Origin of the sequence: Pseudomonas savastanoi (assembly GCF_020917325.1) — a bacterium.
Classification (GTDB): domain Bacteria; phylum Pseudomonadota; class Gammaproteobacteria; order Pseudomonadales; family Pseudomonadaceae; genus Aquipseudomonas; species Aquipseudomonas amygdali.
Genome location: NZ_CP076652.1, coordinates 3,430,171 through 3,442,130, shown reverse-complemented (window position 1 = coordinate 3,442,130; position 11,960 = coordinate 3,430,171). Strand labels below are relative to the sequence as shown.

Annotated in this window: 12 protein-coding genes and 1 pseudogene; 6 read left to right on the top strand and 7 right to left on the bottom strand. The window is 57.9% G+C overall.

Annotation, left to right across the window (positions count from 1 at the left end; translation table 11 throughout):
* Nucleotides 1-97 precede the first annotated feature (97 nt).
* Together KP808_RS14355 and KP808_RS14350 are read right to left on the bottom strand one after the other, a co-directional pair.
* Nucleotides 98-397 carry a protealysin inhibitor emfourin gene (locus tag KP808_RS14355; RefSeq protein WP_002553232.1) on the bottom strand — a complete coding sequence of 100 codons (300 nt, stop codon included), beginning with the start codon at nucleotides 395-397 and terminating at the stop codon, nucleotides 98-100.
* 31 nt (nucleotides 398-428) lie between these two features.
* Nucleotides 429-1,499 carry a M4 family metallopeptidase gene (locus tag KP808_RS14350; protein WP_005745200.1) on the bottom strand — a complete coding sequence of 357 codons (1,071 nt, stop codon included), beginning with the start codon at nucleotides 1,497-1,499 and terminating at the stop codon, nucleotides 429-431.
* Between the two features lie 267 nt (nucleotides 1,500-1,766).
* Between KP808_RS14350 and KP808_RS14345 the strand changes: the two genes are divergently transcribed.
* Nucleotides 1,767-2,123 carry a hypothetical protein gene (locus tag KP808_RS14345; protein WP_058402241.1) on the top strand — a complete coding sequence of 119 codons (357 nt, stop codon included), beginning with the start codon at nucleotides 1,767-1,769 and terminating at the stop codon, nucleotides 2,121-2,123.
* A gap of 88 nt (nucleotides 2,124-2,211) precedes the next feature.
* Here the strand turns inward: KP808_RS14345 and KP808_RS14340 are convergent, their stop codons facing one another.
* Nucleotides 2,212-2,529 carry a DUF883 family protein gene (locus KP808_RS14340; RefSeq protein ID WP_002553234.1) on the bottom strand — a complete coding sequence of 106 codons (318 nt, stop codon included), beginning with the start codon at nucleotides 2,527-2,529 and terminating at the stop codon, nucleotides 2,212-2,214.
* Nucleotides 2,530-2,682: 153 nt separating this feature from the next.
* On the opposite strand from KP808_RS14340, the gene KP808_RS14335 reads away from it, so the two are divergent.
* From KP808_RS14335 to KP808_RS14325, 3 genes are all read left to right on the top strand, one after another.
* Nucleotides 2,683-2,937 (top strand): hypothetical protein, encoded by a 255-nt coding sequence (locus KP808_RS14335; RefSeq protein WP_058402242.1) that lies wholly within the window; start codon nucleotides 2,683-2,685, stop codon nucleotides 2,935-2,937.
* Between the two features lie 139 nt (nucleotides 2,938-3,076).
* Complete coding sequence (locus tag KP808_RS14330; protein ID WP_058402243.1) at nucleotides 3,077-4,438, top strand: MATE family efflux transporter; 1,362 nt, start codon at nucleotides 3,077-3,079, stop codon at nucleotides 4,436-4,438.
* A gap of 22 nt (nucleotides 4,439-4,460) precedes the next feature.
* Complete coding sequence (locus KP808_RS14325) at nucleotides 4,461-5,111, top strand: TetR/AcrR family transcriptional regulator (RefSeq protein WP_058402244.1); 651 nt, start codon at nucleotides 4,461-4,463, stop codon at nucleotides 5,109-5,111.
* A 16-nt stretch (nucleotides 5,112-5,127) separates the two neighbouring features.
* On the opposite strand, the gene KP808_RS14320 is transcribed toward KP808_RS14325, so the two are convergent.
* Together KP808_RS14320 and KP808_RS14315 are read right to left on the bottom strand one after the other, a co-directional pair.
* On the bottom strand, nucleotides 5,128-7,869 hold the full coding sequence (locus KP808_RS14320; RefSeq protein ID WP_230016356.1) for a beta-glucosidase: 2,742 nt from the start codon (nucleotides 7,867-7,869) through the stop codon (nucleotides 5,128-5,130).
* Nucleotides 7,866-8,108, bottom strand: coding sequence for a hypothetical protein (locus KP808_RS14315; protein WP_002553239.1), 243 nt, complete (start codon nucleotides 8,106-8,108; stop codon nucleotides 7,866-7,868). The genes KP808_RS14320 and KP808_RS14315 overlap by 4 nt, the downstream gene beginning before the upstream one ends.
* Before the next feature lie 552 nt (nucleotides 8,109-8,660).
* Here KP808_RS14315 and KP808_RS25965 point away from each other — a divergent pair.
* Nucleotides 8,661-8,978 (top strand): annotated as a pseudogene (locus KP808_RS25965) (hypothetical protein); the annotation flags it as partial.
* Nucleotides 8,979-9,015: 37 nt separating this feature from the next.
* On the opposite strand, the gene KP808_RS14310 reads toward KP808_RS25965, so the two are convergent.
* Complete coding sequence (locus tag KP808_RS14310; protein ID WP_404944499.1) at nucleotides 9,016-9,840, bottom strand: glycoside hydrolase family protein; 825 nt, start codon at nucleotides 9,838-9,840, stop codon at nucleotides 9,016-9,018.
* A gap of 184 nt (nucleotides 9,841-10,024) precedes the next feature.
* On the bottom strand, nucleotides 10,025-10,504 hold the full coding sequence (locus KP808_RS14305) for an LEA type 2 family protein (RefSeq protein WP_002553242.1): 480 nt from the start codon (nucleotides 10,502-10,504) through the stop codon (nucleotides 10,025-10,027).
* A 174-nt stretch (nucleotides 10,505-10,678) separates the two neighbouring features.
* On the opposite strand from KP808_RS14305, the gene KP808_RS14300 reads away from it, so the two are divergent.
* Nucleotides 10,679-11,887, top strand: a complete 1,209-nt coding sequence (locus KP808_RS14300) for an acetyl-CoA C-acyltransferase (RefSeq protein ID WP_230016354.1) — start codon at nucleotides 10,679-10,681, stop codon at nucleotides 11,885-11,887.
* Nucleotides 11,888-11,960 lie beyond the last annotated feature (73 nt).

Below are 11,960 nucleotides of genomic sequence, written 5' to 3'. Positions count from 1 at the left end.
CATGCAGGAACAAGGCTGGCGAATATGTCGGCAACCGATGCCTTTGACAGTCATCTGCAAGGCATCGGTCGCCGGATTTTTTTCGGGCAGGCCTGTCCTAGAGCTTGCCGGGCTTTACGCGTTGCTTGAGGAACCCGAGCAACTGGCGGGCGGACGCTGGCACGTTGTGTTCGTCGAACGTGAGGCAGATTTCTCTGGCCTCATCCTCAATGGTGATCTCGTACTGATTCAGATCCCGCGCCTGATCATTGAACGCGCTGCTGGACTGATTCAGGCCGCTGTCACTGACCAGCCGCTGCAGTTGCTCGGCTTCTGGCTGCTCAAGGGTGGACGTATCGACTTCACAGCGTTTGACGGCACCCGCAAAGCCGCCGGATTGCACTAGACAGACCTTCATTTCAAGCACCTTTGTGGTGGTTGCACTTCGGCTAAACCTTGACCCCGACTTCCTTCCAGGCCGCTTGTACGGCTTTTTTGGCTTTTGGGCCGAAGCGTGAGTCCGAGGCGATTTTTATGCTGGCTCTGGCGCAGTCGACAAACTGACTATCAGACGCCAGCTCCAGCATCGTTTCATACCAGATTCTGCCCGCCACTTCCCAGGCATTTCCGCCCAGCGCCTTGGCAACCAGCACGAACGCCCGATTGGGGATGCCCGAATTGATGTGTACGCCGCCGCGATCCTTGGCGCCAGTGTACAGGTCGGCCATCGTTGCCGGTTGCGGGTCATCGCCCAGGTCTGGATCGTTGGAGTAGGCGGTGCCCGGTTTTTCCATGTCGCGAATGCCCCGTCGTGTAGGGGCAGGAACTAACAATTCCTTGCCGACTACCCAGTCCGATTCGGCGGCGCTGGTGCCCTGTTTCCATTGACGCACCAGCATGCCGAAGACATCGGCGAAATGCTCGTTGAGGGCTCCGGATTGTCCGCGGTAGTCCAGGTTCGAGGTGAAACTCTGCACCCCGTGGGTCAGTTCATGGCCTATTACTTCCAGGCTGCCGGTGAAGCGCTTGAAGACCAGATCATCACCGTCGCCATACGCCATCTGGCTGCCATTCCAGTAGGCGTTGCTCAGCGGTACGTGGTCGCCATTGAAGTCCACCTCGGCGACGTGCACCGTAGACACCAGCGACATGCCACTGTCGTCCAGCGAATTGCGCTCGAACAGTTCCGCGTAGAAATCGTAGACATCGCCGGAACCGTCGTAGGCTTCATCGGTTGCCTTGTCGCCAGTCGGGGCCTGGCCTTCCTTGCGAGCCACAGCGCCGGGAAGATCGTCGGTTCCCTTGGCATCGTGAATCACGCGGTGCTTTCGACCGTCAGGCGATTTGATCGCGTGCATGGAGGGCATGGTTCGGGCTGAAAGTCTTGATGCCAGGAACGCCGAGCTGCTCGTCAGATTGGCAATGGCCCGGGCACTGACCAGAGTCTTGGGGGACTGCGCCATACGCTCGAGCATATAAGGCGGAATGAAGCAATGTAGGGGGTTACGGTCGTCGCACATGATGAACTCCTGTTCTAATGCACCAACGGCGGCAAGCCATCGGTCAACATGGTCGCAGGCGTTTGACACTTCATGTTGCGTTTATATGCAAAGAAATATCTGATCACATGACCAGTGATCGCAAAAAATATAACTGATTGTTGCGAGAACAGCGCATGGCCAGTGCCCAATGCCCTTTGGCCGGGCATGCGACACCTCGACACAGTCCATCAACGGGCGTTGCGGGAATGTTAGACTCGCGCCACTTCAGACGAGGAGCAGACCTACGTGCGCAAGACGGTAATGATGATAGTGGTACTGGCTCTGGCCGGATGCGATGCAGGCAGCTCGCGTGCGCCCGCCAGGGAAAAAGCCCAGGATGCGGCGGTTACTGCTCCGGTCTCCACGCCACAGTGGTTCATTCAGATGAATTCGCGCGAAGCCGTGAGCGATACCAGCGCCTGGCTGCTGGAACGCAGCTACGCCCCGGTCATCGTGGATATCGACGGTAAACAGCAATTATTGATCGGACCTTATGACAGCCAGGCCCAGGCCGAGGAACAGCGCGTGTTGTTGCAGGCCAAAGTGAGCAAATCCCACCGGTTTGCCGAGCCGTCGGTGGTGCAGCACGCCCGCTTAAGGTAATTCATCAGACCTACACCATCGTTGCAGCAGCATCAGGCATTGCGGGCCCGTGTCCAGGCCCGCGATGCGTCTCATCAGCGGCTGTCGATCAACGACGACCCAGCAGCAGGCCGACTACCAGGCCGAAGCCTGCAGAAATAGCCACGGTTTGCCACGGGTGACCACCGATGTAGGTTTCGGTCGCTTCAACAACTGGTTTGGTGCGGTCGCGCACGCTGGCCATCGAATCCAGTGCCTGCTTCAGCTTGAGGCTCAGTTGTGCGCGCAGTGTTTCTGCTTCTTCGCCAACCAGCGCAGCGCTTTCCTTGAGCAATTTGTCGGATTCTTCGATCAGTGCCTGCAGGTCACTGAATGCCTGATCCTTGATTTGATCGGCAGCTTGTTGAGCAGGGGTCTTACGAGCCATGGGTATCTTCCTTTCAAGTGATGGCAACAGTGATCAATGGAGTCTCGCGCATCCTGAAAAGTTGCAATTGCTTGAATGACCCGACGCAAGACTCTGCAGGTAACGCCCCTTACGGGTGTAAGATGCAGCCGTTTTTAGCCGTAGGTGACTGTGATGAGTTTCAATCTGGCCAATCGGCCGCTCCCCGAACGTACCGCTCTTGAAGACGAGAAATCCCGTTTGTTCGACCTCTGGCAGAGCAATCTGGGCAAGGCCAAGAGTGAGGCTGCACGCTTGATGGGCGAGCGCGCCAAGCGCAAGGGCAAGTGGTCCGAATGGGTACGTTCCGAACTGGACACGATGAGCCCGCCGGAATACGCCAACATGGTTCGCAGTGAAGTGAATCGTCTGATGGCGGCGAGCAAGTAGCCCGCGACAGCGACCCTCGCATTTGGCGGTGATCGTTGCTCGTGCCAGCGTTGGCATGACGGTTACAAACTTCCGTTCCTCATGCACTTGCATGGGAATGCCTTGCATGCCGGGCTGACCAGGCCTTTTGAGAACATTGATGGCCCAAGCCAGCGCAAGATTCACCCAGGGCAGCGTAGCGCGCCACATCGTCGTCACCGCCAGTACCAGTGCCTTGAGCCTGTTTGCGGTTTTTCTCGTCGACATACTGACGCTGGTCTATGTCTCGATGCTGCATGACCCTGTGCTTCTGGCTGCGGTCGGCATCGCCAAGGTGCTGATTTTTTTCAACAGCGCGCTGGTGACCGGCGTGATCATCGCTGCGACTTCGGTATTGTCGGAACGCATCGGTCATCGTGCGGTGAAGTCCATCCCTCGATTGACCGGCAGCCTCATGCTGATGGTAGTCACGGTCGCCGCTCTGGCGTCTGTCACGCAGTTGGCGCTGGTGGTGCCGATTACCCACTGGCTGGGGGCCGAGGCGGCCACTTACGAGGCGGCGCGCAGTTTCATCTGGCTGACACTGCCTTTTACTGTGCTACAGGCCGTGATGCAGATGTCGGCGCAGATGCTCAGAACCACCGGTGATAACCGTCGGGCGCTGGCAGTGGTGCTCTCAGCGGCCGCCACGCTGGCGGTCGCAGACCCGCTGTTCATCTTTGTGCTGGACCTGGGGCTGAACGGCGCAGGCATCGCCTTTGCCATATCGGCAGCGGTGTCCGCTTCCATCGGCCTGTATTGGGTGCGCAGCCGCATAGGGATGGTCTTCACACGCAATCTGAAACTGCTGCGCCTGCATGCCGTGCGTACCTTCAGGCTTGCGCTTCCTGCCATGGCGGCGAATCTGGCGACACCGGTCGGTTTGGCTTATCTTGTCGCCTCGCTTTCGGCATTCGGCACCTCCGCCCTGGCCGCCATGGCAGTGCTGGATCGGGTCCTGCAGTTTTCGTATTGCGCCTTTTTTGCTTTGCCCGGCGCGCTGGCCCCGGTGCTTGGCCAGAATATTGGTGCGAACCGCGATGATCGCGTACGTTCTGCGGTCATCTTTACCCGGCGGCTGGTGGTCTGTTACGGGCTGGTAGTCTGGTTGATGCTGGTGCTGTGTAGCGGCATGATTGCCGATCTCTACCAGTTGGGAGCAGAGGCCCGCGCTGTGTTCATGGCCTTTTGCTTGTGGGGCGGCGGCCTCTGGGTTTTGATTGGTCTGGATTTCGTCGCCATCGCCGTATTCATAACCATGAACAAGTCATGGTGGGTGGCGGTGTTTGCCTGGCTCAGGGCAACAGCGGGTACAGTGCCCTTCGTATTCGCCGGTATTCACTGGTTCGGCAGCAGTGGTGCATTGCCTGGCATGTTTACCGGTAATGCGATCATTGCGCTGATCTCCATCACCACAGCTTCACTGACAGCGAAGCGGTTTTTTACCAGCAGGGCCCCGGTAACCAGCATCGGGGTACATTGAATCAAGGCGTTATCAGGTTTTTATGGTTATCGAAGAATCAGGGAATGAATCCGAAGAAACAGCTGCGCCCAAGCGCCGTCGTGCGCCCAAGGGTGACATGCGCAGAAAGGCCTTGCTGGATGCCGCCACGGTTGTTTTCGCCAGGGACGGCTATTCGAGTGCATCAATGCGCGAGGTTGCATTGCTTGCCGGCATCACCACCGTCGGCCTGCTGCACCATTTCCCCAACAAGGAAGCCTTGCTCGCTGCGTTGCTGGAGCGCAGGGATCAGCGGGTTACGTCACGCTTTCAGGATCTGGTGACCGAACCGACGCTTGAAGGGTTTTTGAAATTTCTGAAGCTGAGCATGAGCTTCAGTATCGAGAATGCCGACGAGTGTCAGGCGGCACTGCTGATGAATACCGAGAGCCTGTCGAAGTCGCATCCCGCATGGGAATGGCATCGCGAGCGATTCCAGCTGACCCATGAGCATGCACGCGGCCATTTGCAGGCGTTGATAGAGGCGGGGGAAGTGCGTGCCGACATCAATGTCAAAGCCCTGGCCCAGGAAATCTTCTCGGTCATGGACGGTTTGCAGATTCAGTGGCTGAGAAGCCCGCAAGACGTCGACGTCATGGCGGTTTTCGATATCTACGTGCAGCGTCTGGGCAGGGATATCAAGGCTCATCCCTGAGCCTTGACGGGGTGCATCAGTAAGTCTGTGCCGCGCTGACCTGGACTGCCTTGCGCAGTGGCAGTGGCAGCGGGTTGCTGTCACGGGTGGTCAGTTTTTCCGGGTACAGGGTGATCAGCGTCCTGTTGAGGGTCAGGTTCTCCGAGTCTGCCCCCACGAGAATCTTGAACTTCCCGGCGTCCACGTCCCAGCTTGCCGTCTTGTCGACGTAGTAGGCCAGGGAGCGGGAGTCTATCGGTACGCTGACAGTCTTGCTCTCGCCGGGTTGCAGGTACACCTTGGTGAAGCCCTTGAGCTCTTTCTCCGGACGGTCCACCGCAGGTTTGACCGGCTGCACATACAGCTGTGCCACTTCGAAGCCTGCCTTGTCACCCGTATTGGTCACGGTGAATTTGACGTCGATTGTCGAGCCCGGCGTCAGCACGTTGGTCGACAGTTTCAGGTCGCTGTAGCTGAACGTGGTGTAGGACAGGCCATAACCGAACGGGTAGAGCGGCTTGGCGTGTTTCTTGTCATAGCCGCGATAACCCATGTACAGGCCTTCGCTGTAGGTCATTTCGGTCAACGGGTTGCTGCCGCGATAGGCAGCCGGATCCGGATAGGAGGCGTAGCTTGGGTTATCCTCGATTTTTTTGTCGATCGTCACCGGCAGCTTGCCCGACGGGTTGACCTTGCCATAGAGGATCTCGGCCAGCGCCTGACCGCCTTGCTGGCCCGGGAACCAGGCTTGCAGCGTAGCGCCCACCTTGTTTGCCCAAGGCTGCATATTGGCCACGCCGCCGCCATGCATGACGACGATGGTGTTGGGGTTGGCCTTGGCGACGAAGCTGATCAGTTCGCCCTGTTGATCGGGCAGATCGAAGCCGTGGTCAGAGCCTTCGCCTTCGTTCTCGGACGTGTTCCCTGTAGCGACCACGACCGCATCGTATTTCGACAGGTCTTTTGGCGGACGCAACGACGCCCAGCTCATCTGCACGCCCGTCAGGCTACCCAGTACCGGGATGAAGTTGCCTTGTACACGCTGGTATTCCAGCTTCACACTGTAGGTCTTGCCAGCCGACAATGCTGCGGTTTTCCCCGACGTTGTCAGCGCGTTCACTACGTCACCGGAGTAAGGCACGCCGTCGCTCTGCAGCACGAGTTCGTCGTTGACCCACAGCTTGTACGGGCCGTCTGCCCGCACCTTGAACACCTGAGCGCCCGAGACGGTTGGTTTGATGGTGGTGGTAAACCGCGCCGAGAATGCGCCGGGTGATGGGCTGAAGCCAGACACCGCAGTACTGCCTGCGTTGGTGACGTTGCTGCCGGTGGTCCAGTTCAGGTTCAAGCCTGGTTCCACGCGCGTCAGCACCGGGTCGCCGGAAAAACTGGTGTTGGAGAAGTACTCGGCTTTTACCCCGGTGTTGCTGATTCCGTTGTCGCCGGTTGCCGGCTGATACCACACCGAACTGGCCGGATTCAGGCTCATTTCCGAGAGGTAGGTGACATCGGAGCTGCTGGACGCCAGTTGCTGCAGGCCGCTCAGCTCGGTTACATAGCTGTTGGGCGGCGAGTTAGCGGTGCCGAAAGGGGATGCCGGGACATCGTGGGCCCAGTTGCCGATGACGGCGATTTTCGCCGAGCGCGCCAGCGGCAGCAGCGGTTTGCCTGCCGCGGTGTTTTCGTTGCGCAGCAATACGATGGATTCGCGCGCGGTATTCAGCGCAGCACGCATGCCGTACTCGGGATGCTCCAGGGTCTTGGCGGTGTTGAGGTTTTCCTGGAGGTCGTAGCTGACGATGGCGCGCAGGTTGCGTTTGACCTTGTCGTCGATCACGTTCTGGGTCAGTTGCCCGCTCCACAGGTAAGGCAGCAGTTTGGCTTCGGTAAACTGCAGGCCGGATGGCATGTCGATGTCAGTACCGGCCCATGCGCCCTTGAACGCATCGTGAATGGCGTTGAAGTCACTGATGACCATGCCCTGAAAGCCCCATTCGCCCTTGAGCACTTCAGTGATCAAGTGATGGTTTTCACAGGCATAGTCGCCGTTGACCTTGTTGAAGCCGCACATGATCGAGGCGACATTGGCGTTCTTCACCATCGACTCGAAGCCCGGCAGGTACAGTTCACGCAGGGTGCGCTCATCGACCTTTATGTCGACTGCCTGACGATTGGCTTCCTGCTCGTTGGCCAGGTAATGCTTGCCGCTGGCCTGGATACCCTGTGCCTGAATGCCGTTGACAATGGCCGGTGCCAGTACCGCGCCGAGGAACGGGTCCTCACCGCTGACATACTCTGCCGAACGACCGTTGTAGGGCGTGCGGTACAGGTTGACGCCTGGCGAAAGCATCTGCTGGCCGCCGGAAATGCGTGTCTCATAAGCGATGGCCAGGCCGAATTCCTTGGCCCGGTTGATGCTCCAGGTCGCTGCGAGCGCGGACTGCGAAGGGTACTGAGCACCGAACGTGGCATTGTTGACGTGCACGCCCATGGACGAGTCATACGCTACTGTGCCCTTGATGCCCCACTTGAGCAGGGATGGGATCATGTGGCCGTCATCGACGCGGGTGAAGTTGATCTTTTCCGACTGGTTCATGTTGTCGAGAATCGAGCTGACGCGCGCTTCGACTGCATTACCGGTCGCCGGGGTCACGGCGGCGAGCGCAAGGTTGGCCTGCATGACGCTGAACGTCAGCAGGCTCAGGCCCAGCGTCTGTTTGAAGGCTGACAAGGCAAGTGTCCTTCCGGTCGATGTGATCGGTTGATTGAGGTTGTTCATGGTCGTTGTGCCTGGGCAGGGGCGTCGTCAGTGTCCACCGGCGCTTCGAGCAGGGACGACGAACTCTGTTGTTGAGCCGGGTTGATCTTGTCGGCGCCTGATAACTGGTCGCGCTTGGCTTCCACCTGCGTCCGGATCTGTTGATCGGACACAGCGGTATTTGTGCTGGAAGTTGAGTCCGCTGACAGTGCGCAGACACTGTGCGCGCACAAAAGTACTGCACTGAAAACAGACAGCATGGTTCTAGTCATCGATTGCATCTCGATTAATGGTTTGCAGGAGAAAACAGACGGCTGTCGCAATGACACATCGCTTGGCTGAACAGTAAGTCCAGCGAGACAGTAAAAAGTTCACCGGTGGATAAAGTATTACTAACCCTGTTTTTATTAAATGATGTCAGTTGGCCTTCATAAGAATTTTCTTGAGGAAAAGCAAGTGGGTTGACGATTTTTATAGGGATAAATAGCTATTTTGTCGTTTAAACTGCTTTTATTGGTTAGAAATATCATGATTTTTAGGTTTTAATTGCTTTTTAATAAACCTAACTGTCGTTAGGTTTAGTGATCTGGTAAGCTTTGCAATCTAACGCTTTTGCGTGCGTCAAACATAAGCGACTTACAGTCTGTTCAGGTCGTTCCTATAAACTATTGATGGGCTCAATGGTTGTTTTTTAATGCGTTTCAATAAATAGAGTGTTCTGCGAAGTGCGCAAGAAATGACGCTTTGTGAACAGCTTTATTTAGAGTTAAGCGTGTATTGTGCAGGTCGGGAAGAACGGTATCGGGTGTCCACTGTTTTGCGCGTCAGGCTTCATTACGTTAAAGGCAAATGCGGTGAGTTACGAATGTCCACGCGTTGACCTCGCGATCTTGAGCATCGTCAAGCGATCGTGCTCGAACAAACCTCAAAAACTTACGTTTGGTCAGATCTACCGGGAGCTGGTGCGCGCGTACGCTCGTGCGCCGGCCATCCACGTTTGTATTGGAGCGGTCGACACGCTGGTCAGGGAGGGGCTTCTGATCTCGGCAAGAGTCCTGGAGCCCGATCAGTCATTTCCTTATACCCAGCACATCATCAGCGGCCTGACCGAGATCGGCGCAGCCTCGCTTGCCAGCTGTGAAGACCCTGTAGTCAATCAGCGCAGTGTCACTCGCTATACGGCAGCGAGAGATAGTACTGGCCCAGTTCGGTCAGCTTGCCCTCAGCGTCCAGCAAGCTGGAAAAGTGCGGGTCCGGGTTCATCCGGCCGGTGAACCACGCGTACCTGAACACGTCCGGGCGCTGTTCAAGCGTGGCGACCATCTCGGCCATCTGCTGCTTCTGCTTTTCGACCGTATCAATCTGCGCACCGTCATCCAGGGCGTGCCAATTGGCAAACTCGGTTACCCAGAAGGGTTTTCCGTACTTCGACAGCCGGTCAAGCATTCCCGGTAAACCATAGTCGTACCAGTGAAAAGCCAGGTAATCGATGCGCGGGTCCCGATTCTGATTCATTGATCTATAGGCTGTGTAGAAGGCATCGAGCCACACCACCGGGTCGCCGTAGCCCGGCATGGTTCCCCAGTTCATCGCTGGCCCCACCAGTTTCACGCCGGTTTGAGCCGCGATCTGTTCCAGCCTCGGCCAGAAGCTGGCCGCCGCTTCGGGCGTCATGTTGGCCTGGTCGAGCAGATTCGGCTCATTGATCACCAGCAAATAGCGGATGGCGGGATGGGCCAGCAGGTATTGCTTCAACTGACCGTCGTCAACGTTGCCGTTCCATACCATCGGGATGAAATCCACACCGTACATCGACGCATAATCGTACGACGCCAGCCGGTCATGGGGTCTGGGACTCCAGTTGTACCACCAGCTCACGCCCGAAGATAACGCACTCAGGTCGGCGGGCAGGGCGACGTCGTAGGCAATGCCGCGCTTGGCGCTTTTTTCTGCAGCCCATGTCGGTGCCGTGCACAGGCTGAGCATCAGCATCACAAGGGCCAGAAAGGTCGGGAAAAAGCGTGCTGACGGGTTATGCAAGGGCATTGGCAAATCTTCCTTGAGGGTGGGGAGACGCAGGGCATGCGCAGCAGTCAGCCAGCAGAAAGCATGCCACCTGTATTGTCCCGTTTACCCTGCCAGAACCCGGACAGGCATTGCCACCCATAATCACTTGTTACCAGGGATCTCCCTCGGCCTGGCGCAAATCCAGCGTGCCGCTGTCACTGAAACGCATCGTGCCGAACAGGCCGCCAGCCAGTTTGCCGCGAAGCGTATAGGGCAGATTGTCCAGACGCTGGCTCTGACTGAGCCCCAGCGCCTGGCGCAAGGCGGCGAACGCCGACACGCTGACCGGCACCACCAGCACTGCCTCGGAGAAGCGTCCTACGGTGCCTTTCTGGTTGCTCACACCAGAGGCGAGCAGCTTGCCGTTCACGTCCAGATCCAACGCCACACCGGTGTAGTTGATCTCGGTTTCGTTCGGGTTCTGCACCCGCAATGTGACCGCCATGCGCAGTTCAAGTCCTTGCCCGGGGACGGGTTCGATACCGACGACGTTGATCGTCAGCGGGTCTCGATGGGGGATGAGTGCACACGCGCTCAGACCAAGAATAAGCAGGCCTGAGAGCAGGGCGCGGATCGGGCGTAGCGACATTCGTGTGCTCCAGCGTCGGGTTCAGTCATCTTCAGACCTCGTCTGCCATGAGAGATTCGTCCTGTCGGGCGCAATGCCGGGATACCCGCTAATCTGCCTGTTTCAACCATTGCGTCCGCAAGGCCGCAGGTTGATGATTCGACCGTTCCTATAAAAACAAGACTGGAGATAATCATGTCCATCGAAAGGACACCCCTTCATCAAGACCCAGTGGTCATTGTCAGCGCTGCGCGCACGCCCATGGGCGGTTTTCAGGGTGATCTGCAGAGCCTGAGTGCCACAGAACTGGGTTCGATCGCCATCCGCGCAGCCGTCGAGCGGGCAGGCATTGAAAGTGCAGACGTGCAGCATGTGCTGTTTGGTTGTGTGCTGCCGGCGGGCCTCGGTCAAGCGCCCGCTCGACAAGCTGCACTGGGGGCCGGGCTAGGCAATGCGACGTTGTGCAGCACGGTCAACAAGATGTGCGGTTCTGGTATGCAGACCGCAATCATGGCCCATGACCTGTTGATGGCAGACAGCACGGCAGTGGTAGTGGCTGGCGGCATGGAGAGCATGTCCAATGCACCTTACCTGCTGGACCGCGCGCGCAATGGCTACCGCATGGGGCACGGCAAGGTGCTGGACCATATGTTTCTTGACGGCCTTGAGGATGCCTATGAACCGGGCCGGTTGATGGGTACTTTCGCCGAAGACTGCGCCGGGTTGAACGGTTTCAGTCGCGAGGCGCAGGATGCCTTCGCTCTGGCGTCACTGGCCCGCGCGCAGGAGGCCATCGCTGACGGTCATTTCGACGCCGAAATCGTTCCGGTGCAGGTCACCGTGGGTAAAGAGTCCAGGCAGATCATTCACGATGAACAACCGCCCAAGGCGCGTCCGGACAAGATCCCGACGCTCAAACCCGCTTTTCGCGAGGGCGGTACGGTTACGGCAGCAAACTCCAGCTCAATTTCCGATGGCGCCGCAGCACTGCTGTTGATGCGTCAGTCCGAAGCGCAGCGGCGAGGGTTGCGGCCCTTGGCGGTGTTTTACGCACACGCGGCATTTGCCGACCAGCCGGGCCTGTTTCCAACCGCACCGATAGGTGCCATTCAGCGTCTGCTGAGCAAGACAGGCTGGGCGCTTGACGACGTCGATCTGTTCGAGATCAACGAAGCGTTTGCAGTTGTGCCGCTGGTAGCGATGAGTGAGCTGGGCCTTGCGCACGAGAAGGTCAACGTCAACGGCGGGGCGTGCGCGCTGGGGCATCCGATAGGCGCTTCGGGCGCGCGGATCATTGTGACGCTATTGGCGGCCCTGCAGCGCAGGCAGCTCAAGCGCGGGATGGCGGCTATTTGTATCGGTGGCGGAGAGGCCACTGCTGTCGCCATAGAAATCATTGGTTAGGTAATTTATTCAAAGGCTTACGATTTTTTGTAAATGTAGATTCTAGATTTTATGGCTGTGCGTGGTTATTAAT

What these genes read in the sequence shown, in the direction of transcription:
- KP808_RS14355 (WP_002553232.1), bottom strand. Translation starts at nt 397, where the DNA reads ATGAAGGTCTGTCTAGTGCAATCCGGCGGCTTTGCGGGTGCCGTCAAA.
- KP808_RS14350 (WP_005745200.1), bottom strand. Translation starts at nt 1,499, where the DNA reads ATGTGCGACGACCGTAACCCCCTACATTGCTTCATTCCGCCTTATATG.
- KP808_RS14340 (WP_002553234.1), bottom strand. Translation starts at nt 2,529, where the DNA reads ATGGCTCGTAAGACCCCTGCTCAACAAGCTGCCGATCAAATCAAGGAT.
- KP808_RS14335 (WP_058402242.1), top strand. Translation starts at nt 2,683, where the DNA reads ATGAGTTTCAATCTGGCCAATCGGCCGCTCCCCGAACGTACCGCTCTT.
- KP808_RS14330 (WP_058402243.1), top strand. Translation starts at nt 3,077, where the DNA reads ATGGCCCAAGCCAGCGCAAGATTCACCCAGGGCAGCGTAGCGCGCCAC.
- KP808_RS14325 (WP_058402244.1), top strand. Translation starts at nt 4,461, where the DNA reads ATGGTTATCGAAGAATCAGGGAATGAATCCGAAGAAACAGCTGCGCCC.
- KP808_RS14320 (WP_230016356.1), bottom strand. Translation starts at nt 7,869, where the DNA reads ATGAACAACCTCAATCAACCGATCACATCGACCGGAAGGACACTTGCC.
- KP808_RS14315 (WP_002553239.1), bottom strand. Translation starts at nt 8,108, where the DNA reads ATGCTGTCTGTTTTCAGTGCAGTACTTTTGTGCGCGCACAGTGTCTGC.
- KP808_RS14310 (WP_404944499.1), bottom strand. Translation starts at nt 9,840, where the DNA reads ATGCTGATGCTCAGCCTGTGCACGGCACCGACATGGGCTGCAGAAAAA.
- KP808_RS14305 (WP_002553242.1), bottom strand. Translation starts at nt 10,504, where the DNA reads ATGTCGCTACGCCCGATCCGCGCCCTGCTCTCAGGCCTGCTTATTCTT.
- KP808_RS14300 (WP_230016354.1), top strand. Translation starts at nt 10,679, where the DNA reads ATGTCCATCGAAAGGACACCCCTTCATCAAGACCCAGTGGTCATTGTC.